Origin of the sequence: Kitasatospora sp. McL0602 (assembly GCF_052076145.1) — a bacterium.
In the GTDB taxonomy this organism is placed as follows: Bacteria; Actinomycetota; Actinomycetes; order Streptomycetales; family Streptomycetaceae; genus Kitasatospora.
Map to the genome: position 1 here is coordinate 5644795 of NZ_CP197246.1, position 20325 is coordinate 5665119.

The following is a 20325-nucleotide window of genomic DNA, read 5'->3' on the forward strand; positions in this document are numbered from 1 at the left end:
CTCAGAGGAAGGCGCCGTTCGGGATGTACGGCGCCGGGGGCTTCATCCCCCGGACGGCCAGATAGCCCTCCGTGCCGAGCGCGAGGCCCAGATCGAGACCCACGTCGACCGCCCACTCCTGGTCGGCGGTGAGGTACTCGACCTGGGCCTCGGTGCCGTCCGGGACGCGGGCCAGCGCCTCGCGGAGCAGCCGGGTGGCGATCCGCTTGGAGGTCGCCGCGAGGAGCTTCACACCGCCGCCGTCGCGGTAGCAGTACCCGCTCCCGGCCAGGGTGTCCGCGATCAGCAGCTCCTCGAAGTGGGCCAGCATGAAGGCGTGGTCCGGGCCGTGGGCGGAGCCCCGCAGCCGTCGGTCGATCGAGTCCAGCAGATGGGTCTGGGCGGCGCCGCCGGGGTGCACGGGGATGTCGCCCGGGTCCAGCAGCCGGGTGCGGTCGACCTTGCCGGTCAGCCGCATCGTCGGGTGCAGGGTGAACCCGGCCTGCCGGTAGCGGCGGGCCGCGGCGGGCGAGGGCGAGGCGCACAGCAGCCCCCGCAGGCAGCCCCGGCCGTGCCCGGCGGCCCGCTCCAGCAGCATCCGGCCGACCCCCGAGCCCTGCGCGCCGGGCAGCACCGCGAACAGCGACAGCATCCAGACACCCTCCCGCCGCAGCGACAGCGCCGCACCGACCGGCCGGCCGTCCTGCTCGGCTATCCAGCAGCCGCCCGGGTCCGTCCTGGTCAGGTGCCGGGTCCTGGCCAGCCGCAGCACCTCGGCCGCCGGGTCGGGGCCGAGGGCAGGGCCGGGGCCGGGGCCGGGGCCGGGACGAGTGTCGGGCATCACGTCCGGGCTGTCGTCGAAGGCGCGGCGCACGACGGACTGCACCGCCTCGGCATCGGCTGCGGTGTCCTGGAGTTGGCGAATGAGCACGGCGTCCATCCTGGCGGCCGGGGCCGCCGCCCGGGGCCGGAACGGCACGATCGGGCGGTGACCGAGGCCCCGGGGTGTGCGAGCATGGGTGCGTGGGGGAGTGGGTTGTGAGCAGTACCCCCCAAGAGACCCACCACAGATTCGCCAGGACGGCCGAGCCGGGAATTGAAACCGGGCAGCCGCTGGTTGGCACTGTCGGCAGATCGCCGTCGAAGACCGGGAGTAAGCAGATGACCGTCCAGGACGAGAAGACCACCGTCGAGAGTGGTCTGCTCCTTACCGATTCCGCTGCGGCCAAGGTGAAGGGCCTGCTGGACCAGGAGGGCCGTGACGACCTCGCGCTGCGCGTCGCCGTCCAGCCGGGCGGTTGCTCGGGCCTGCGTTACCAGCTGTTCTTCGACGAGCGCTCGCTCGACGGCGACGTCGTGAAGGACTTCGACGGTGTGAAGGTCGTCACCGACCGGATGAGCGCCCCGTACCTGGGCGGCGCCACCGTCGACTTCGTCGACACCATCGAGAAGCAGGGCTTCACGATCGACAACCCGAACGCCACCGGCTCCTGCGCCTGCGGCGACAGCTTCAGCTAGTCGGCAGCACAGCTGATCGGCAGCACAGTCGGTCAGCAGTACGCGAGAGGCGGCCCCGGGATCACCCGGGGCCGCCTCTCGCGTTTCCGTACGCGCTACTGCGGGCCGCCCGCCGGGCCCGAGTCCAGCGGGACCTCCTGGCCGTTGGACTGGTCGATCACCGTGCGGCCCTCCAGCGGGTGGCTGAGCTGGGTGGTGACGGCGTCCTTCTTCACCAGCTGGGAGCAGACCCGGCCGGGCGTCGCGGCCTTGGTGACCACCACCCGCACCGACACCTGGCCGGGCTTGGACTCGTCCGCCTTCAGCCCGTACTGCTCGCAAGTGCCGCCGTAGAAGTAGACGGTCAGCGTCGTCCCCTGGCTGGTGTAACCGAGCGCGGGCAGCAGCTTGACCGGGGCGGGCTCACCGCTGGCGATGCCCGGGTTGGTCGGGCTGGTGGCCGGGGTGGACGTGCCCGACGTCGGGCTCTGCACCGGCGACTGCGTGGCCGGAGGCGCCGACGGGGTGCCGGTGGAGCTGCCGGTCGACGGGGTGCCGGCGGAGGTGCTCGCCGGCGGGGTGGTCATCGAGGCGCTGGCCCCCGTGCCTCCGCTGCCCGAGTTGCAGGCGGTGAGCGCCCCGGCGGCGAGCAGCAGCCCGGCCAGGGCGGCCGCGCGCCGCCTGCGGGCCGCCGGTGCCACTGAGGTGTTCTCGTCCATGGTGTGCTTCCTCCAGAGGTCCACGCGTGCCACTCCAGCGGCACTGCGCGGGTTTGACGTGCCTCGGAGGAATTCGGTTCCCGACGTCAGTTCGCGTAGTCGGCCATCCCCGCCACCAGCCGCTGCGCCCGGGACGGTACGGACACCCCGACGGGGATCGTCGCGGCGGGCTCGGGGCGCGGGGCGGGGGAGGGCCAGAACCGGCCCATCCGGCGCGAGGTGCTGACCAGTGCGTCAAGGCTGTCGGGGTCGCTGTCACCCTTCCCGGTCGCGGGCGCGTACGGGCTGCGGCTCGGCCGCAGGGTGGGGTGGCTGGGCATCATCGCTCATCGCTCCGATCGCACGCGGGGCCGGTCTCCGGCCCCCGTGCTTGTGACCCTAGGCCGCCACGCGGCGCCCGGCCAGAGCTACTCCGGGGTAGCCACTCGTACGGGGCGGGCGGCCCCGGGCCCGACTCGCACTAGGGCCGACGGGGCCCGGCCCGGTACCGTGTGGGGGTTCTGTCCACAGCTCTCGGCCCTGGGCCACCTCTGAGGAGACCTCTCGTGCGTATCGCCGTCGCCGGCTCGATCGCAACCGACCACCTGATGACCTTCCCCGGGCGTTTCGCCGACCAGCTGGTCGCCGAGCAGCTCCACACGGTCTCGCTCTCGTTCCTGGTCGACACCCTCGACATCCGCCGCGGCGGCGTCGCGCCGAACATCGCCTTCGGCATGGGCGTACTCGGCCTGCGGCCGATCCTGGTCGGCGCCGCCGGTGCGGACTTCGAGGAGTACCGCAGCTGGCTGGGCCGCAACAACGTCGACACCGACTCGGTGCACATCTCCGAGACCCGGCACACCGCGCGCTTCATGTGCACCACCGACGAGGACCACAACCAGATCGCCTCGTTCTACACGGGCGCGATGGCCGAGGCCCGCAACATCGAGCTCAAGCCGGTCGCCGACCGCGTCGGCGGCCTCGACCTCGTCCTGATCGGCGCCGACGACCCGCAGGCGATGGTCCGGCACACCCAGGAGTGCCGCACCCGCGGTTACGCCTTCGCCGCCGACCCCTCGCAGCAGCTGGCCCGCCTGGCGGGCGAGGACATCCGCGACATCGTCGACGGCGCCGCGTACCTCTTCACCAACGAGTACGAGGCCGCGCTGATCGAGAGCAAGACCGGCTGGTCGGGCGAGGAGATCCTCGACCGGGTCGGCACCCGCATCACCACCCTCGGCCCCAAGGGCGTCCGGATCGAGCGCAAGGGCGAGCCCGACATCACCGTCGGCTGCCCCTCCGAGGACCGCAAGGCCGACCCGACCGGCGTCGGCGACGGCTTCCGGGCCGGCTTCCTCGCGGGCCTCTCCTGGGGCTTCGGCCTGGAGCGCTCGGCGCAGCTCGGCTGCATGGTGGCGACCCTGGTCATCGAGACCGTCGGCACCCAGGAGTACGAGCTGCGCCACAGCACCTTCCTGGAGCGCTTCGCGGTGGCGTACGGAGGAGCGGCCGCGGCCGAGGTCGCCGCGAAGCTCAGCAAGTAGCCTCACGCCCCGGCTGTGACTGTCAGCTGATCCGCTTCACGAGGTAGGCGGTGCCCCGGTCCGCGCCGTAGTCGGCGGCCGGGGCCTCGCCGACGTACTCCTGCGAGCGCATGCTGCACCAGGCCGGGATGTCGTGCCGCGCCGCCTCGTCGTCGGCCAGGACGGCGATCGTGCCGCCGGGGGTCACGTCCGTCAGGTGCTTGGCGAGTTCGATGACCGGGAGCGGGCAGAGCTTGCCCAGGGCGTCGATGACCAGGGTCTGCCGCATCGGCGCGACGGGCGGGAGGTCGAGGCCCAGGGGCGCGCGGATGCCGGCCACCAGGCCGGGGAGGACGTCGAGGAAGCGGTCCACCTCGGCCTCGGAGGCGCCGTACGGGAGCGAGACCCGGACGTTGCCCTCGGTCAGGACGCCCATCGCGGCCAGCACGTGGCTGGGCGTCAGCGTGCTGGAGGTGCAGGAGGAGCCGGAGGAGACGGCGAAGCCCGCCCGGTCGAGCTCGGTGAGCAGCACCTCCCCGTCCACGTAGAGGCAGGAGAAGGTGACCAGGTGCGGCAGCCGCCGGGCCGGGTCGCCGACCACCTCGACCTCGGGGACGAGCTGCGGGACGCGGGCCCGGATGCGCTCGACCAGGGCGTGCAGCCGGGCGTTCGCGGTCTCGGCCTCGGCGCGGACGGCCCGCAGCGAGGCGGCGGCCGCGACGATCGCGGGGACGTCGACGTACCCGGGGACGCGGCCGTTCTCTCGTTCGTCGGCGGGCAGCGGGGAGGAGTACCGGACGCCCTTGCGGACGGCGAGCACGCCGACCCCGGCGGGGCCGCCCCACTTGTGGGCGCTGGCGGTGAGCAGTGACCAGCCGGGCGGGACGGGCAGGCGGCCGGCGCTCTGGGCGGCGTCGACCAGCAGTGGGACTCCGGCGGCGGCGCAGCGGGCCGCCGTCTCCTCGACGGGCTGGAGGGTGCCGACCTCGTGATTGGCCGTCTGGAGGACGGCGAGGGCGGTGTCCTGGCGCAGCTCGTACCCGGCCGGGTCGACGCGGCCGAGGCGGTCGGCGGGGGCGGTGCTGACCTCGCCGCCCTGGGCGAGGTGGAGTTCGGCGGTGTGCAGCACGCTGGAGTGCTCGACAGCGGAGTGCACCAGGTGGGCGCCGCGGCGGCGGTTGCCCTTCAGGGCGCCCAGCATGCCGAGCTGGACGGCCTGGGTGCCGCTGCCGGTGAAGGAGATCTCGTCGGGCCGGGCGCCGAGCACCTCGGCGACGGTCTCGCGAGCGGCGTCCAGCAGCATCCGGGCCTGCCGGCCCGAGCGGTAGAGCCGGGCGGGGTCGGCCCAGCCCTCGTCGAGGGCGGCGAGCAGGGCCTGCCGGGCGACGGGGTGCAGCGGGGCGGTCGAGGCCACGTCGAAATAGGCTGCGTCGGTAAGAGGCACGCGACCCACCCTATTCCGGCTCACTGGCCGTCAGGCAATGACCCTTTTTGTCCGGTTCTCGGAGTGTCCGACGGTCCGTCACCCATGTGTCGCAGCGCCGTCCCCCGATCGGGTGTGCGAGCCTCGTAAGCCTGCGATGACCTGCGACTCCGTCAGTGCCGGGGCTGATCGGGTAGCCAGGCGGCGCGTTACCGGGACCTGCCCGTCAGGAGCGCATAAGGCTGGAGTAGGGTTTGGCCCGCATAAGCATTCAAACCGTGCCCGTGGGCGGGTCGCCGGGGAGGCGCACAGCACTCCTTGGGGCGACGCGATCGCGGGCGAGACTTCGGGAAGGCGCTACGTGAGTCCCAACGGCTCCGACCGCTCGCCGCGGCGCACGATGCGGCGGAAGCTGCCTCAGGCGCTGGCACTGGGCCTCGTCATCGCGACCGCTACCGGCTGCTCGGCCAACGACCTCCCCAGGCTTGGCCTCCCGAGCCCGGTCACGAAGGAAGGGCCCCTGGTCCTTCACATGTGGCAGGGCTCCTGGATCGCGGCGCTGGTGATCGGTGCATTGATGTGGGGTCTGATCATCTGGAGCGTGATCTTCCACCGGCGCAAGCGCACCGGTGTGGAGCTCCCCCCGCAGACCCGGTACAACGTGCCCCTTGAGGCGCTGTACACCGCGGTCCCCATCGTCATCGTCTCGGTGCTCTTCTACTTCGTCGCCCGCGACGAGTCGCGCCTGACCACGGTGTCGGCGAAGCCGCAGCACTTCGTCAACGTGGTCGGCTTCCAGTGGAGCTGGGCGTTCAACTACGAGAACACCGAGAACCCCGACCCGGCGAACACCGACGCCGCGTACGAGGTCGGCACGCCGGCCGAGCCGCCGACGCTGTGGCTGCCGATCAACGAGACGGTGCAGTTCCGCCTCACCTCGCGGGACGTCATCCACGACTTCTGGCCCGTCAACTTCATGATGAAGATGGACGTCGTGCCGGGTGTCGTGAACAAGTTCGAGGTCACCCCGACCGCGCTGGGCACCTTCAAGGGGAAGTGCGCCGAGCTCTGCGGCGTCGACCACTCCCGGATGCTGTTCAACGTCCACGTCGTGACCCACGACGAGTACGAGCAGCACCTCAAGGAGCTGCGGGCCAAGGGCCAGACCGGCGCGGTGCCTTCGGGCATCACGACCATGGGAAGTGAAGAGAAGTGACTATCCTCAACGAGCCCGCCGCTGCCGGCGGGGCACACGGGGCCTCGGTCACGGTCGGCGGGGCAGAGCGCACCCGCAAGCCGGGTTCGACCATCATCAAGTGGCTGACCACCACCGACCACAAGACGATCGGCACGATGTACCTCGGTACCTCGTTCGCGTTCTTCCTGATCGGTGGCATTCTCGCCCTCGTCATGCGCGCCGAGCTCGCCCGTCCGGGGACGCAGATCCTCTCGAACGAGCAGTTCAACCAGGCGTTCACGATGCACGGCACGATCATGCTGCTGATGTTCGCGACGCCGCTCTTCGCCGGCTTCGCGAACTGGATCATGCCGCTCCAGATCGGCGCCCCCGACGTCGCCTTCCCGCGGCTGAACATGTTCGCGTACTGGCTGTACCTCTTCGGCTCGACGATCGCGGTCGGTGGCTTCCTCACCCCGCAGGGCGCGGCCGACTTCGGCTGGTTCGCCTACTCCCCGCTGTCGGACGCCGTCCGCTCGCCGGGTGTCGGCGCCGACATGTGGATCATGGGTCTGGCCTTCTCCGGCTTCGGCACGATCCTCGGTGCGGTCAACTTCATCACCACCATCATCTGCATGCGCGCGCCCGGCATGACGATGTTCCGGATGTCGATCTTCGTCTGGAACGTCCTGCTCACCGCCGTGCTCGTCCTGCTGGCCTTCCCGGTCCTCGCCGCCGCGCTCTTCGCGCTGGAGGCGGATCGGAAATTCGGGGCACATGTCTTCGACCCGGCCAACGGTGGCTCACTGCTCTGGCAGCACCTCTTCTGGTTCTTCGGCCACCCCGAGGTGTACATCATCGCGCTGCCGTTCTTCGGCATCGTGTCGGAGATCATCCCGGTCTTCAGCCGTAAGCCGATGTTCGGCTACTCCGGCCTGATCGCCGCGACCATCGGCATCGCCGGTCTGTCCGTGACGGTGTGGGCCCACCACATGTACGTCACCGGCCAGGTGCTGCTGCCGTTCTTCTCCTTCATGACCTTCCTGATCGCCGTCCCGACCGGTGTGAAGTTCTTCAACTGGGTCGGCACGATGTGGAAGGGCTCGCTGAGCTTCGAGACTCCGATGCTGTGGACGGTCGGCTTCCTGGTGACCTTCCTGTTCGGCGGTCTGACGGGCGTTCTGCTCGCCTCCCCGCCGATCGACTTCCACGTCTCGGACTCGTACTTCGTCGTGGCGCACTTCCACTACGTGGTCTTCGGCACCGTCGTCTTCGCGATGTTCGCCGGCTTCCACTTCTGGTGGCCGAAGATGACCGGCAAGATGCTCGACGAGCGCCTTGGCAAGATCACCTTCTGGACGCTGTTCATCGGCTTCCACACCACCTTCCTGGTGCAGCACTGGCTCGGCGCGGAGGGCATGGTCCGCCGCTACGCCGACTACCTGGCCTCGGACGGCTTCACCACGCTGAACACCGTCTCGACCATCGGCTCCTTCCTGCTCGGTATGTCGATCCTGCCGTTCCTCTACAACGTCTGGAAGACCGCCAAGTACGGCGAGAAGGTCGAGGTCGACGACCCGTGGGGTTACGGCCGTTCGCTGGAGTGGGCGACCTCCTGCCCGCCGCCGCGGCACAACTTCCTCACCCTGCCCCGGATCCGCTCCGAATCCCCGGCGTTCGACCTGCACCACCCGGACATCGCGGCGCTGGACTACCTGGAGCACCACGGCGAGCTGCCCAAGCACTTCGCCGGTGTGACCCCCGCTTCGTACGACGCCCCGAAGCTGGACGCCAAGAAGAAGGAAGGCAACGGCTGATGAAGGAACAGGGCAAGATCTTCCTCGGCTTCGCGGTCTTCATCCTGGCGATGGCGATCACGTACGGCCTGTGGACCTCGCACAGCGAGCACGGCACGGAGGCCGCCGGTACCACGGCGCTCTTCCTGGCCTTCGGCCTCTGCGCCTTCATCGGTTACTACCTCGCCTTCACCGCCCGTCGGGTGGACAGCGGCGCGGGTGACAACCCCGAGGCCGAGGTCGCCGACGACGCCGGCGAGGTGGGCTTCTTCGCTCCGCACAGCTGGCAGCCGCTCTCGCTGGCCATCGGTGGCGCGCTCGCGTTCATGGGCGTCATCTTCGGCTGGTGGCTGCTGTACTGGTCGATCCCGATCATCCTGATCGGCCTCTACGGCTGGGTCTTCGAGTTCTACCGGGGCGAGGACCAGAACCAGTAGGTTCCCCTCCGCACCGCGCACCGGGCCGGGCATCCCTTCGGGGGTGCCCGGCCCTTTGCCGTGTCCGTCGTCCGCCGACCGTCGTCCGCTCACCCGTTCGGGGCTGTGGGAGTGCCGTGTGTCGCGGCACGTTCCTACGATCTGTTAGATCATCGGACCCCTTGGAGGCAGCGATGATGACAGGCAGACTTCTCCGGTGCGGGGTCGCCACGGCGGCGTTGGCGCTGCTGGCGCCGGTCGCGGGATGCTCCTCGCAGGGCCCGGACGACACCGTCGGGGCACCCACGGCGGTGGACGTCGGTGCGCTGGTGCACCTGCCCTCCGCGGGCGACGTGGACCCGTCCCAGCCCTTCACCGTCACCGCCGAGCCGGGCAGCCGGCTCACCGACGTGACGCTGAGCTCGGCGGACGGCCGGACGGTGGCCGGGCGGCTCGCGGCCGACCAGCACAGCTGGCAGGCCGCCGGCGGCCTCCGGGCCGGTACCCGCTACACCGTCAAGGTCACCGCCGACGACGGCAAGGGCGGCCGGGGCGAGACCTCCGGCACCTTCGGCACCCTCACCCCGACGGACCAGATCACCGCCCAGCTCGGGCCCGACTCCTCCGGCAGCGGCATCTACGGCGTCGGCCAGCCGCTCACCGTGCAGCTCTCCGAGGCGGTCAAGGAGCCCGGAGCCCGGCAGGAGATCGAGAAGAGCCTGAAGGTCGTCTCCGAGCCCGCCGTGTCCGGCGCCTGGTACTGGGTCGACGACAAGAACCTGCACTTCCGCCCACAGGAGTACTGGCCGGCCGGCGCCCGGATAAAGCTGAGCTACGACCGGCCGGGGGCCAAGGTCTCCGACGGCCGGTACGTGGGGGAGCCGGGCAGCCGCAGCTTCCGGATCGGCGACCGGGTCGAGGCCGTGGTCGACGCCGCCGCCCACCAACTGACGTACCGCCGGAACGGCCAGGTGGTGACCACCATCCCGGTCACCACCGGCAAGCCCGGCTTCTCCACCCGCAACGGCATCAAGGTGGTGCTCGGCCAGGAGTCACTCGTCCGGATGAACGGCGAGACCATCGGCATCGCGACGGGCAGCAAGGAGGCGTACGACCTGGAGGTCCACTGGGCGACCCGGGTGACGTGGAGCGGCGAGTACGTCCACGCGGCGCCGTGGTCGGTCGGCTCCCAGGGCGTCGAGAACGTCAGCCACGGCTGCACCGGGATGAGCACCGACAACGCCAAGTGGTTCTTCGACCAGACCCGGGTCGGCGACATCGTCCAGGTCGTCAACAGCCTCGGCGCCCAGATGGAGCCCTTCGGCAACGGCTTCGGCGACTGGAACATCGCCTGGGACAGCTGGGTCAAGCACAGCGCCCTGGGCCAGCCCGTCTCCACGGCCGGCCCGCTGGAGACCAGCGCTCTGACGGACGGTCCGTCGCCCGAGATCTGACGCTTACGGCCAACCTCAGGGGGCGCGGGGAACTGCGCGACCAGGCACCCACGAAGGTGCACGGTTGCTCGCGCAGTTCCCCGCGCCCCCTGACGTCAGCCCGTCCCGTACGCGAGCGCGATGGCGTTGGCTGCTGCCGCCAGGGCTTCGTCGTGGGTGATGCCCAGGCGGAGGGCGCGCTCCGCGTACTCGGCCGCCGCGCCTGCGGCGAGGCGGTGGGCGGTGTCGCCGGGGGCGGCGACGAGGGTGCCGCGGCGGCCGTGGGTCTCCACGACTCCGTCGGCCTCGAGTTCGCGGTAGGCGCGGGCGACGGTGTTGGGGGCCAGGCCGAGTTCCTCGGCCAGGGCGCGGACGGTGGGGAGCTTCAGGCCGGTCGGGAGGGTGCCGGTGCGGGCCTGGTCGGCGATCTGGGCGCGGAGCTGCTCGTACGGGGGCGTGGCGGCGGCGGGGTCGATCGTCAGCTGCATGGGGGCTCCTGGGCTCCTGGGGGAACGGCCGAGGCCCCTTCCCCGGCGGGTGCCGGGGAAGGGGCCTCAGGTGGCGGATCGGACCGGCCGGGATCAGTGGTGGCCGTGGCCGCTGGTGATCTCGTGGTGCTCCTCGGCCGTGGGCTTGTTGATCTGGTTGCCCTCGGCGAAGTAACCCTTGGAGAGCTTGGCGCGGAGCTTGGTGGCCTGGCCGACCTTGCGCTTGACGCCGTTCTCGTCGACCTCGGCCGGGAGCTCCAGCGGCTGCTGCTGCTCGTGGGCCGTGAGCTTGAAGAGCTTGTCCTGCGGCAGCTGCGCGTGGATCTCGACGAACTCACCGTGCGGCAGGCGCTTGATGACGCCGGTCTCGCGACCGTGCAGCACCTTCTCCTTGTCGCGGCGCTGCAGGCCGAGGCACCAGCGCTTGGTGATGAAGAAGACGATCACCGGCATCACGAAGAAGGACACCCGGACGAAGTACGTGATGTCGTTGATCGAGAGGTGCAGGTGGGTCGCGACGAGGTCGTTGCCACCGCCGATCAGGAGCACGATGTACTCGCTGATCCAGGCCGCGCCGACAGCGGTGCGGACGGGCGCGTTGCGCGGGCGGTCCAGGATGTGGCGCTCACGCTTGTCGCCGGTGATCCACGCCTCGATGAAGGGGTAGAAGGCGATCGAGAAGAGCACCGCGGGGAAGAGCATCAGCGGGATGAACACACCCAGGTTGAGGGTGTGGCCCCAGATCGGGATCTCCCAGCCGGGCATGGCGCGGATCAGACCCTCGGGCATGCCCATGTACCAGTCCGGCTGGGCGTCGGTGGACACCTGGTCGGGGCGGTACGGGCCGTAGGCCCAGATCGGGTTGACGGTGGCGATCGCCGAGATGGCGGCGATGAGGCCGAACACCAGGAAGAAGAAGCCACCGGCCTTGGCCATGTAGACCGGCATGAGCGGCATGCCGACGACGTTCTCCTCGGTCTTGCCGGCACCCGCGAACTGCGTGTGCTTGTGGTAGAAGACCAGGATCAGGTGGGCCACCAGCAGGCCGAGCATGATGCCCGGGATGAGCAGCACGTGCACGGTGAAGAGCCGCGGCACGATGTCGGTGCCGGGGAACTCGCCGCCGAAGATGAACATCTGGAGGTACGAGCCCACCAGCGGCATCGCCAGGACGGCGCCCTCCATGAAGCGGATGCCCGTACCGGAGAGCAGGTCGTCCGGGAGGGAGTAGCCCATGAAGCCGTCGAACATGCCCAGGAAGAGCAGCAGGAAGCCGAAGACCCAGTTGATCTCACGGGGCTTGCGGAACGCGCCGGTGAAGAACACGCGCATCATGTGCACGAGCATCGCGGCGACGAACACGATCGCGGCCCAGTGGTGGATCTGACGGATCAGCAGGCCACCGCGGATCTCGAAGCTGATGTCCATCGTCGAGGCGTAGGCCTCGGACATCTTGATGCCGTTCAGCGGGGCGTAGGTGCCGTGGTAGACGACCTCGCCCATGCTGGGCTTGAAGAAGAGCGTCAGGTAGACGCCCGTCAGGATGATGATGACGAAGGTGTAGAGGCAGATCTCGCCGAGCATGAAGGACCAGTGGTCCGGGAAGATCTTGCGCAGGTTGGCCTTGGCGAGGGAGTAGATCCCCAGCCGGCCGTCGAGGTAGTCCGCAGCCGCCTCCGCCTTGTTGGCGGGCTTGGCTCGCGTGCTGCTCGGCTTGGTCGCGCCGGAGGTGGCGCTGCTCGCGGAACTCATGCGGAGCGCTCCCAGTAGCTCGGGCCGACGGGCTCCGCGAAGTCGCCGGTGGCGACCAGGAAGCCCTTCTCGTCAGTGGTGATCTTCAGCTGCGGCAGCGGGTGACCGGCCGGCCCGAAGATCACGCGGGCGCCGTCCGCCAGGTCGAAGGTCGACTGGTGGCAGGGGCACAGCGCGTGGTGGGTCTGCTGCTCGTAGAGGCTGATCGGGCAGCCGACGTGCGTGCAGATCTTCGAGTAGGCGAGGATGCCCTCGAAGCCCAGGTCGCGGGACTTGTCGTCCTTGATGTCCTCCGGAGCGATCCGGATGAGCATCAGGGCGTCCTTGGCGATCTTCTCCTGGAACTTCTCGTCCGCCTCGGTCAGGCCCTCGGGCTTGGCGAAGGTGAGCGAGCCGATCTGGATGTCCTCGGCCTTCATCGGCTCATCGGTGTTCATGTTGATGAGCTGGATGGGCTTGACCGAGGTGGCCTCGATCCAACCGGTGTGCGCGAGCTTCTTCTCGGGCAGCGGGCCCAGGTCGCGCAGCAGCACGACGCCGGCGAGCGGCACCAGGGCCATCGAGCCGATCATGGTGTTGCGGATCATCTTGCGGCGGCCGAAGCCGGACTCCGCGGCACCCGTGCGGAACTGCTCGATGACGTCCGCGCGGACCTCGTCGTCGGCCTCGATCGCGTGACGCTCGGCGGGGAGCTCGTGGTCCGACATCAGGGTGCGGGCCCAGTGGACCGCGCCCGCGCCGATGCAGAACAGCGCCACGCCCAGGGTCAGGCCGAGCGCGAAGTTCAGCGCGCTGACGTGACCGATCGGGAAGACGTAGACGATCTTGTCGATCGGGAAGACCACGTAGCTCGCGATGAACCCGACGGTGGCCAGCATCGACACCACGAACATCAGCGACACCTGGCGCTCGGCCCGCTTGGCGGCCCGCTCGTCGATGTCGGTGCGGCGCGGCTCGTGGGCCGGCAGGCCCGGGTCGGCGAACGGGTCGCCGTTCACGGCGACCTCGCTGCCGTGGGAGGCGTCGTGCGCCTGGGGCAACTTCTCTTCAGGCATCTCGTGGCTCATGACTTCTTGGCCTTGGTGGTGTGGGCGGCGACCCAGATCGCGACCGCGATGAGAGCGCCGAGACCGAAGATCCAACCGAACAGACCCTCGGTCACCGGACCGAGGCTGCCGAGGGCGAGACCGCCGGGGTTGGGCTCGTCGTTGGTGGTGTGGCGGACGAAGGCCACGATCTGACGCTTCTGCTCCTCCGGCATGGTGGTGTCGGGGAAGGAGGGCATGTTCTGCGGGCCGGTCTGCATGGCCTCGTAGATGTGCTTGGCGTCCACACCGTCCAGGGACGGCGCGTACTTGCCCTGCGTCAGGGCGCCACCCGAACCGGCGAAGTTGTGGCACTGCGCGCAGTTGGTGCGGAACAGCTCGCCACCCTTCGACACGTCGTTCGGGTTGGTCGAGGTGTACTGCTCGGGGGTCGGGACGACCGCGCCGGGGCCGAGGGAGGCCACGAAGGCGGCGAGCTGGTCGATCTCGGTCTGGGAGTAGATGACCTTCTTGCGCGGCACCTGGGCGCCGGGCTGCTGCGCGGGCATGCGGCCGGTGCCGACCTGGAAGTCGACCGCGGCGGAGCCCACGCCGACCAGGCTCGGACCGTCGGAGCTGCCCTGGCCGTTGAGGCCGTGGCAGGACGAGCAGCCGACGGCGAAGAGCCGCTTGCCCTCGTCGATCGCGAGCGACTGCGCCGAGGTGTCGGCCTGAGCCGCCTGGGCGGGCACGAACGCGGCGTACAGCCCCCCGGTCACCGCCAGGGCGAAGAGTAGGACGACCAGCGCCGCCAATGGGTGGCGCCGTCGTGCGGAGAGCTTTTTCACGGAATAACCCCGGTGTCAGGATCTGGTCGGCTGGTGAGTGCGCCCGGGTGCCGGGGCTTCTACCCGGCTGGGGATGCGCGCGGTCGGCGGTCAGGCACCTGCGTGTCCGCCGGCAGCCAGCGACCTGATCAGCTGGTTACTTGATCAGGTAGATGGTCGCGAACAGGCCGATCCACACGACGTCGACGAAGTGCCAGTAGTACGACACCACGATCGCGGCGGTGGCCTGCTCGTGCGTGAACCGCTTGGCTGCGTACGTCCGTCCCAGGACCAGCAGGAAGGCGATCAGACCACCCGTCACGTGCATGCCGTGGAAGCCGGTGGTCAGGTAGAACACCGTGCCGTACGGGTCGGAGGACAGCGAGAGGCCGTCCTTCTTGACCAGCTCGGTGTACTCGAAGATCTGGCCGCCGATGAAGATCGCGCCCATCACGAAGGTGATGGAGAACCACGAGCGGAGCTTCTTCACGTCACCGCGCTCGGCGGCGAAGACGCCGAGCTGACAGGTGAGGGAGGAGAGCACCAGGATCGTGGTGTTCACCGAGGAGAAGGGGACGTTGAGGGCGTGAGCCTTCTCCGCCCAGAACTCAGGGCCCTTGACCGAGCGGAGCGTGAAGTACATCGCGAAGAGGGCCGCGAAGAACATCAGCTCGGAGCTCAGCCAGACGATGGTTCCGACGCTGACGAGGTTCGGCCTGTTGACCGCTCCGTGCGCGTGTCCGGTTTCTGTTGCTGTTGCTGTCGCCACGACGGACATTATGTCGGTCCCTTATTCCGTCTTCACGCCGGGGGGTGTACCTCGGAGTGTCCGGTGCGTGCGGTATGCCCTGTTGAGGTCCGACGGGGCGTCCGACGAGGGGCCTGAGGGGCTGGTGTCCGTTTTCTGACAGTTCTTCGGAGGGGTCGGAGGGCCGTGCTCACCCGGCTGCCCGGCGTGTCCCTCCGCCTGGTGGCGGGTGCGGTGCGCTAGCAGGTGAGCCGTACGGGTGATGTAAGTGCGCCAGGGTGACGGACCGTCCTCCAGGTGGGCGACGGCTCCCGCGCGGCGGCTTGAGAGAGATCGCGTCAAGGGGTCACCGCGAGGGGTGCTCGGGAGTAGCATCCGGAAGTGAACGTGGCCCGGGTCACATCCGGGTCGGCTATGAGTAAGTCGTATAAGAGGACGAGTCCCGGGGAGCAGGACCCATGGCGCACACGACCGACGAGACGCTCACTGTTCTTGTCTACAGCGACGACCGCAACACCCGTGAGCAGGTGTCGCTCGCGCTCGGCCGGCGCCCGGCCGCCGATCTCCCCGAGCTCGAGTACCTGGAGTGCGCGACGCTGCCCGCCGTCATGAAGGCGCTGGAGAAGGGTGGCGTCGACCTCTGCGTCCTGGACGGCGAGGCCACCCCCGCCGGCGGACTCGGCGTCGCCCGGCAGGTCAAGGACGAGATCTACGGCTGCCCGCCGGTGCTGGTGCTGATCGGCAGGCCGCAGGACTCCTGGCTGGCCGCCTGGAGCCGGGCCGACGCCGCCGTCCCGCACCCCGTCGACCCGGTCGCCCTCGTGGGGGCGGCCGAGACGCTGCTGCGGGCCCGCTGCGCGGGGCGGACGCCGGCGGCGCACTAGCGGCGGCCGCCGAGGGTTGTCCCGCACGGGTTGTCTCAGTAGGAGAGAAGACACCCGAAGACTCCGGCACCGGTGCGGTGCCGCTCGCTAGGCTGACTCCGTCCCTTGTTCGATGAAGCGATGAGAGCTGGAGTCAGCCATGGTGAACGTGCAGCCTGCGAACGGCGGTAGCGACCCCGCGCAGGTGGTCCGCACCTGGCCGGATCTCCTCGGCACGCTGCTCAGCGGCGCCGACCTCACCCAGCAGGACACCGCCTGGGCGATGGACCGGATCATGCGGGGCGAGGCCGGGCCGGTCCGGATCGCCGGGTTCATGATCGCGCTGCGGGCCAAGGGCGAGACGGTCGAGGAGGTCTCCGGCCTGGCCGAGGCGATGTACGCGCACGCCGAGCCGCTGCACATCCCCGGCCCCGCCGTCGACATCGTCGGCACCGGCGGCGACCGCGCCAAGACCGTCAACATCTCCACCATGTCGGCGATCGTCGCGGCTGCGGCCGGGGCCAAGGTCGTCAAGCACGGCAACCGGGCCGCCTCCTCCGCCAGCGGCTCCACCGACGTGCTGGAGAAGCTCGGCATCAGCCCCGACATCACCCCCCGCCGGGTCGCCGAGATCGCCGAGGAGGTCGGGCTGACCTTCTGCGCGGCCGCCAGGTTCCACCCCGCGATGCGGCACGCCGGCCCCACCCGCAGCGAACTCGGCGTGCCCACCGCCTTCAACATCCTCGGGCCGCTCACCAACCCCGCCCGCGTCACCGCCCATGCCGTCGGCTGCTTCGACACCCGGCTCGCCGGGCTGATCGCCGGGGTCTTCGCCCAGCGCGGCCACTCGGCCCTGGTCTTCCGCGGCGACGACGGGCTGGACGAGCTGACCACCTGCACCACCTCGCAGGTGTGGATCGTGAAGGACGGCAAGGTCCAGGAGACCGCCTTCGACCCCCGGGACGTCGGCATCGAGCTGGTCGAGATCTCGGCGCTGCGCGGCGCCGACCCCACCTACAACGCCGCCGTCGCCCGCCGGGTCTTCGCGGGCGAGCGCGGCGCCGTCCGTGACGCGGTGCTGCTCAACACCGCCGCCGGGCTGGCGGCACTGGACCTGACGGACGCTCCGCTGACCGAGCAGCTCGCCGCCGGGATGGAACGGGCGGCGACGGCCATCGACTCCGGTGCGGCGGAGGCGACCCTCAAGGCCTGGGCGGAGGCCTCGCTGCGCTGAGTAGGGACGGCGGGGGTCTCGGATGGCGGACGGGTGTTTGACCACGTGCTGGTCTGCTGCTTAGAGTCGGGGACAGGTCATGAGTGACAGCGACAAGCCCCAGCTTGCTGTCCGGCAACCCTCCGTCCGTGGCGGGGTGCCCTGGGTGAGGACCGGGCTCCGCGGCGATCCGTCCGCGTGGCAAGCGCGGACCACCGGTGTCTCTCTGCACTCCCGGGGTCCTGTCCCCGAAGGAGTGCACCCTCATGTCCGTCGCCACCGAACTCTGCGCCCCGCTCGCCGTCCTCGGCCACGATGTCCAGGTGCCGCTGGTCTCCGGTGAGAAGGTCGAGTACGCCGCGCTCGACTACGCCGCCAGCTCCCCGGCGCTCCAGCGGGTCTGGGACGACGTCGCCGCCTACGCGCCGTACTACGGCAGCGTGCACCGCGGCGCCGGGTACCTCTCGCAGCTCTCCACCGACCTCTTCGAGCAGAGCCGCCGCACGGTCGAGGACTTCCTCGACCTGCGGGAGGGCGACCAGGTCGTCTTCACCCGGGCGACCACCGACTCGCTGAACCTGCTCGCCGGGGTGCTCCCCGAGGGCACCCGGGTGTTCGCCTTCGAGACCGAGCACCACGCCTCACTGCTGCCCTGGCGCCGGGCGGGCCTGACGGTCAGTTACCTCCGCGCCCCGCGCTCGCACGCCGAGGCCGTCGCCCGCCTGGCGGAGGCCCTGGCCGCCGCCCCCGAGGGCCCCAAGCTGTTCTGCGTCACCGGCGCCTCCAACGTGACGGGCGAGCTGTGGCCGGTCGCCGAGCTGACCGAGACCGCGCACCGGTACGGCACCCGCGTCGTCCTGGACGCCGCCCAGCTGGCCCCCCACCACCGGGTGTCCGTCCGGGAGTCGGGCGTCGACTGGGTGGCCTTCTCCGGCCACAAGCTGTACGCGCCGTTCGGCGCCGGCGTGCTGGCCGGCCGGGCCGACTGGCTGGACGCGGCGGAGCCGTACCTCGCGGGTGGCGGCGCCAGCCGTACCGTCGCCCGGGAGGCCGACGGTTCGGTGGCCGTCGAGTGGCACAGCGGCCCCGCGCGGCACGAGGCCGGCTCGCCGAACGTGATCGGTGCATACGCCGTCGCCTCCGCCTGCCGGGCGCTCACCGAGGCCGGGTTCGACGCGCTGGAGGCTCGCGAGCAGGCGCTGATCGCCCGACTGAAGGCCGGGCTGGCGGCGATCCCCGAGGTCAAGGTGCTCAGCCTCTTCGGCGACGACGCGGCCCGGGTCGGGGTGCTGTCGTTCGTGGTGCAGGGGTGGAACAGCTCGCACTTCTCCGCCGCGCTCTCGGCCGAGTACGGCATCGGCGTCCGGGACGGGCTGTTCTGTGCGCACCCGCTCGTGCGGACGCTGCTGGGCGGGGAGGACGCCGCGCCGTCCGAGTGCGGCGCGCCGGAGCCGTCGCTCCCGGGCGAGCGCAGCCTCAACGCCATCCGGGTCAGCTTCGGCGCCGGCACCCCGGAGGAGCACCTGGACCGCTTCCTCGCCGCCGTCCGGGAGCTGGTCACGGACGGCGCGGCGTGGAGCTACCGCAACGAGGGCGGCCGCTGCGTGGCCGACACCCGGCGGTAGGGCTCCACGCCCCTGGTGAGCGGTTACTCGTCGTCGAAGCCGAGGGCGAAGGCGGCCTCGAGGTCGTGCTGGGAGTAGGTGCGGAAGGCGATCTGGGTCTCGGTGTGTTCGACGCCGGGGACCTTGTTGAGCTGGCCGGGGATCACCGCGGCGAGGTCGTCGTGGCGGCGGACGCGGACCATGGCGACCAGGTCGTAGCCGCCGGTCACCGAGTACACCTCGCTGACGCCTTCGATCGCCGCGATCGCCTCGGCGATCTCGGGGATGCGGTCGACGCTGGTCCTGATCAGAACGATCGCGGTGATCACTCGGGCTCTCCTTGCCGTGGGGGTCGCTGCCAGCGTATCCGGCGGACCGTCACGGCCCAGACGGTCAGGTACCCGGCGGAGAAGCCGATCACGTGGACGAGGTAGGCCACGCCGGGCCCGCCGGTGTGCACGGACCACCACTGGAGCACGAACCAGAGGCCCAGGACGAGCCAGGCGGGCAGCCGCAGCGGGAGGAAGAGGAGCAGCGGCACCAGCGTCGTGACCCGGGCGTGCGGATAGAGCCGCAGGTAGGCGCCGAGCACCCCGGCGATCGCGCCCGAGGCGCCGACCACGGCCCGGACGCTGTCCGTCGTGTGGGTCTCGGCGAGGGCGTAGCCGTACGTGGCGAGGTAGCCCATGGCCAGGTAGAGCAGCAGGAAGCGGATCCGGCCGAAGCGCTCCTCCACGCCGGGGCCGAAGACGAAGAGGAAGAGCACGTTGCCCAGCAGGTGCAGCCAGCCCGCGTGGACGAAGAGCGAACTGAGGACCGAGAGAACCGGGATCTTGGCCGGAGTGGGGGAGACCTCGCAGTCGGGGGTGGCCCTGGGCAGGGCGGCGAGCCGATCGGCGGTCAGGGGGTGGCCGGTCGTCAGCTCGACCGGTACGGCGCCCCAGCGCTGCTCGTACCGCTGCTCGGCGCAGACCCTCGCCTGCCCGGTGCCGTAGCCGGGGTTGAGGCCGAAGCTCGGGCCGGTCAGCAGGACGAGGGCGCTCAGGGCGATCAGCGCGAGGGTGACCACCGGCCGCCGGGCTGCCGGGTCGGCGTCACGGGTGCCGAGCCGGTCGAGGACGGAGAGCGCCATAGGGCGAGCATTCCTCCAGGGGTCGGTGCCGACACGGGGTGTACTGCGTGTGGGTTAACGCGCCTGAGCGTCCGGACCGGTGAACAGGGGGGTGAGGCCAGGCAATAGGCTTGCCTCCATCCAGAACTGGGTGACAGCCGAGAGGACCTCCCGATGACCATCGCCGCCCCTACCGCTGAGACCCGCTGGCGCTGCACGCTCTGCGGCAACCTGACCCGCTTCGACGTGACCAGGTCGTCCAAGGTGATCGAGTTCCTGCACTTCGACCTGGCCGGTGAGGCCAAGGTGGAGGAGACCGAGGTCGTCACCGAGACGCTGGAGTCCGTCCGCTGCCGCTGGTGCAACGCCGTCGACCAGGTCGAGCTGGTGGCGCGCCCCGGCGCCGAGGACTGAGCAGGCGCTGAGCAGCCGACTCCTGGCCGGTCCGGCCGGGGGACGGCCGTCCGGGTGCAGGATCGGTACTCCTCGGTCCGGGCCGGAGTGTGGCGTGGTCCCGGGTGGGGCACGGTACCCGGGACAATTGCAGAGAGCGGTGGGTTTGAGGGCAGCGGCACCGGGCCGCACGGACCCCGCAGAGCAGAATCGGAGCCGAGGACGTGGTGGACGAAGCGAGGGGGCCCGCCGAGCCGCAGGGGCAGCCGCCCGCCGAGCCCGGCACCGAGACCGCCGACGCGCTCTCGCAGGCCCCGGAGCAGGCTCCGGAACCGGCCGCTGAGCCGACTGCTGAGCCT

General features: G+C 70.5%; 21 protein-coding genes and 1 riboswitch. Of the genes, 10 read left to right on the forward strand and 11 right to left on the reverse strand.

The annotated features are described in order from the left end of the window. Nucleotide 1: 1 nt before the first annotated feature. Nucleotides 2–910 (reverse strand): GNAT family N-acetyltransferase, encoded by a 909-nt coding sequence (locus tag ACR68M_RS25730; RefSeq protein WP_441251714.1) that lies wholly within the window; start codon nucleotides 908–910, stop codon nucleotides 2–4. A gap of 230 nt (nucleotides 911–1140) precedes the next feature. On the opposite strand from ACR68M_RS25730, the gene erpA reads away from it, so the two are divergent. Continuing rightward, nucleotides 1141–1497 carry an iron-sulfur cluster insertion protein ErpA gene (erpA, locus tag ACR68M_RS25735; RefSeq protein ID WP_441246487.1) on the forward strand — a complete coding sequence of 119 codons (357 nt, stop codon included), beginning with the start codon at nucleotides 1141–1143 and terminating at the stop codon, nucleotides 1495–1497. A 95-nt stretch (nucleotides 1498–1592) separates the two neighbouring features. Here erpA and ACR68M_RS25740 read toward each other — a convergent pair whose 3' ends face one another. Together ACR68M_RS25740 and ACR68M_RS25745 are read right to left on the reverse strand one after the other, a co-directional pair. Further along, nucleotides 1593–2195 (reverse strand): hypothetical protein, encoded by a 603-nt coding sequence (locus tag ACR68M_RS25740; RefSeq protein WP_441246488.1) that lies wholly within the window; start codon nucleotides 2193–2195, stop codon nucleotides 1593–1595. Between the two features lie 86 nt (nucleotides 2196–2281). After that, a complete protein-coding gene (locus tag ACR68M_RS25745) occupies nucleotides 2282–2515 on the reverse strand; it encodes a hypothetical protein (RefSeq protein ID WP_441246489.1) in 234 nt (77 codons plus the stop codon). Between the two features lie 225 nt (nucleotides 2516–2740). On the opposite strand from ACR68M_RS25745, the gene ACR68M_RS25750 reads away from it, so the two are divergent. Beyond that, nucleotides 2741–3718, forward strand: a complete 978-nt coding sequence (locus ACR68M_RS25750; protein ID WP_441246490.1) for a carbohydrate kinase family protein — start codon at nucleotides 2741–2743, stop codon at nucleotides 3716–3718. Between the two features lie 22 nt (nucleotides 3719–3740). Here the strand turns inward: ACR68M_RS25750 and ACR68M_RS25755 are convergent, their stop codons facing one another. Further along, the gene (locus ACR68M_RS25755; protein ID WP_441246491.1) at nucleotides 3741–5111 is read right to left on the reverse strand and encodes a cysteine desulfurase/sulfurtransferase TusA family protein; all 1371 of its coding nucleotides are present in this window, start codon (nucleotides 5109–5111) and stop codon (nucleotides 3741–3743) included. Nucleotides 5112–5481: 370 nt separating this feature from the next. On the opposite strand from ACR68M_RS25755, the gene ctaC reads away from it, so the two are divergent. The 4 genes from ctaC to ACR68M_RS25775 all read left to right on the forward strand — a co-directional run bounded on the left by ctaC (nucleotide 5482) and on the right by ACR68M_RS25775 (nucleotide 9963). Beyond that, the gene (ctaC, locus tag ACR68M_RS25760) at nucleotides 5482–6336 is read left to right on the forward strand and encodes an aa3-type cytochrome oxidase subunit II (RefSeq protein WP_441246492.1); all 855 of its coding nucleotides are present in this window, start codon (nucleotides 5482–5484) and stop codon (nucleotides 6334–6336) included. Further along, nucleotides 6333–8114 carry an aa3-type cytochrome oxidase subunit I gene (ctaD, locus tag ACR68M_RS25765; protein WP_441246493.1) on the forward strand — a complete coding sequence of 594 codons (1782 nt, stop codon included), beginning with the start codon at nucleotides 6333–6335 and terminating at the stop codon, nucleotides 8112–8114. Before ctaC ends, ctaD begins: the two co-directional genes overlap by 4 nt. Beyond that, nucleotides 8114–8530: a cytochrome c oxidase subunit 4 gene (locus ACR68M_RS25770; protein ID WP_441246494.1), complete on the forward strand. Its 417-nt coding sequence runs from the start codon at nucleotides 8114–8116 to the stop codon at nucleotides 8528–8530. The genes ctaD and ACR68M_RS25770 overlap by 1 nt, the downstream gene beginning before the upstream one ends. Before the next feature lie 176 nt (nucleotides 8531–8706). Beyond that, entirely contained in the window at nucleotides 8707–9963 is a 1257-nt protein-coding gene (locus ACR68M_RS25775) for an Ig-like domain-containing protein (protein ID WP_441246495.1), read from the forward strand. 95 nt (nucleotides 9964–10058) lie between these two features. Here the strand turns inward: ACR68M_RS25775 and ACR68M_RS25780 are convergent, their stop codons facing one another. The 5 genes from ACR68M_RS25780 to ctaE form a co-directional block, all read right to left on the reverse strand. Continuing rightward, complete coding sequence (locus ACR68M_RS25780) at nucleotides 10059–10430, reverse strand: GntR family transcriptional regulator (protein ID WP_441246496.1); 372 nt, start codon at nucleotides 10428–10430, stop codon at nucleotides 10059–10061. A gap of 93 nt (nucleotides 10431–10523) precedes the next feature. Then, a complete protein-coding gene (qcrB, locus tag ACR68M_RS25785; RefSeq protein WP_441246497.1) occupies nucleotides 10524–12182 on the reverse strand; it encodes a cytochrome bc1 complex cytochrome b subunit in 1659 nt (552 codons plus the stop codon). Continuing rightward, complete coding sequence (gene qcrA, locus ACR68M_RS25790) at nucleotides 12179–13237, reverse strand: cytochrome bc1 complex Rieske iron-sulfur subunit (protein ID WP_441246498.1); 1059 nt, start codon at nucleotides 13235–13237, stop codon at nucleotides 12179–12181. Before qcrA ends, qcrB begins: the two co-directional genes overlap by 4 nt. Before the next feature lie 8 nt (nucleotides 13238–13245). After that, nucleotides 13246–14055 carry a cytochrome bc1 complex diheme cytochrome c subunit gene (gene qcrC, locus ACR68M_RS25795; protein WP_441246499.1) on the reverse strand — a complete coding sequence of 270 codons (810 nt, stop codon included), beginning with the start codon at nucleotides 14053–14055 and terminating at the stop codon, nucleotides 13246–13248. Nucleotides 14056–14191: 136 nt separating this feature from the next. Further along, nucleotides 14192–14812, reverse strand: coding sequence for an aa3-type cytochrome oxidase subunit III (gene ctaE / locus ACR68M_RS25800; protein WP_441246500.1), 621 nt, complete (start codon nucleotides 14810–14812; stop codon nucleotides 14192–14194). Nucleotides 14813–15240: 428 nt separating this feature from the next. Between ctaE and ACR68M_RS25805 the strand changes: the two genes are divergently transcribed. From ACR68M_RS25805 to ACR68M_RS25815, 3 genes are all read left to right on the forward strand, one after another. Further along, nucleotides 15241–15666, forward strand: coding sequence for a hypothetical protein (locus tag ACR68M_RS25805; protein WP_441246501.1), 426 nt, complete (start codon nucleotides 15241–15243; stop codon nucleotides 15664–15666). A 139-nt stretch (nucleotides 15667–15805) separates the two neighbouring features. Then, nucleotides 15806–16879: an anthranilate phosphoribosyltransferase gene (trpD, locus tag ACR68M_RS25810; protein ID WP_441246502.1), complete on the forward strand. Its 1074-nt coding sequence runs from the start codon at nucleotides 15806–15808 to the stop codon at nucleotides 16877–16879. Nucleotides 16880–16954: 75 nt separating this feature from the next. Continuing rightward, nucleotides 16955–17072: riboswitch (SAM riboswitch) on the forward strand. 52 nt (nucleotides 17073–17124) lie between these two features. Continuing rightward, on the forward strand, nucleotides 17125–18483 hold the full coding sequence (locus tag ACR68M_RS25815; protein WP_441246503.1) for an aminotransferase class V-fold PLP-dependent enzyme: 1359 nt from the start codon (nucleotides 17125–17127) through the stop codon (nucleotides 18481–18483). Between the two features lie 23 nt (nucleotides 18484–18506). On the opposite strand, the gene ACR68M_RS25820 is transcribed toward ACR68M_RS25815, so the two are convergent. Then, entirely contained in the window at nucleotides 18507–18791 is a 285-nt protein-coding gene (locus ACR68M_RS25820) for an Lrp/AsnC ligand binding domain-containing protein (RefSeq protein WP_441246504.1), read from the reverse strand. Next, entirely contained in the window at nucleotides 18788–19594 is an 807-nt protein-coding gene (locus ACR68M_RS25825; protein ID WP_441246505.1) for a rhomboid family intramembrane serine protease, read from the reverse strand. Before ACR68M_RS25825 ends, ACR68M_RS25820 begins: the two co-directional genes overlap by 4 nt. A gap of 153 nt (nucleotides 19595–19747) precedes the next feature. Here ACR68M_RS25825 and ACR68M_RS25830 point away from each other — a divergent pair, with 153 nt between their 5' ends. Next, a complete protein-coding gene (locus ACR68M_RS25830; RefSeq protein WP_441246506.1) occupies nucleotides 19748–19987 on the forward strand; it encodes a hypothetical protein in 240 nt (79 codons plus the stop codon). Nucleotides 19988–20325: the final 338 nt, after the last annotated feature.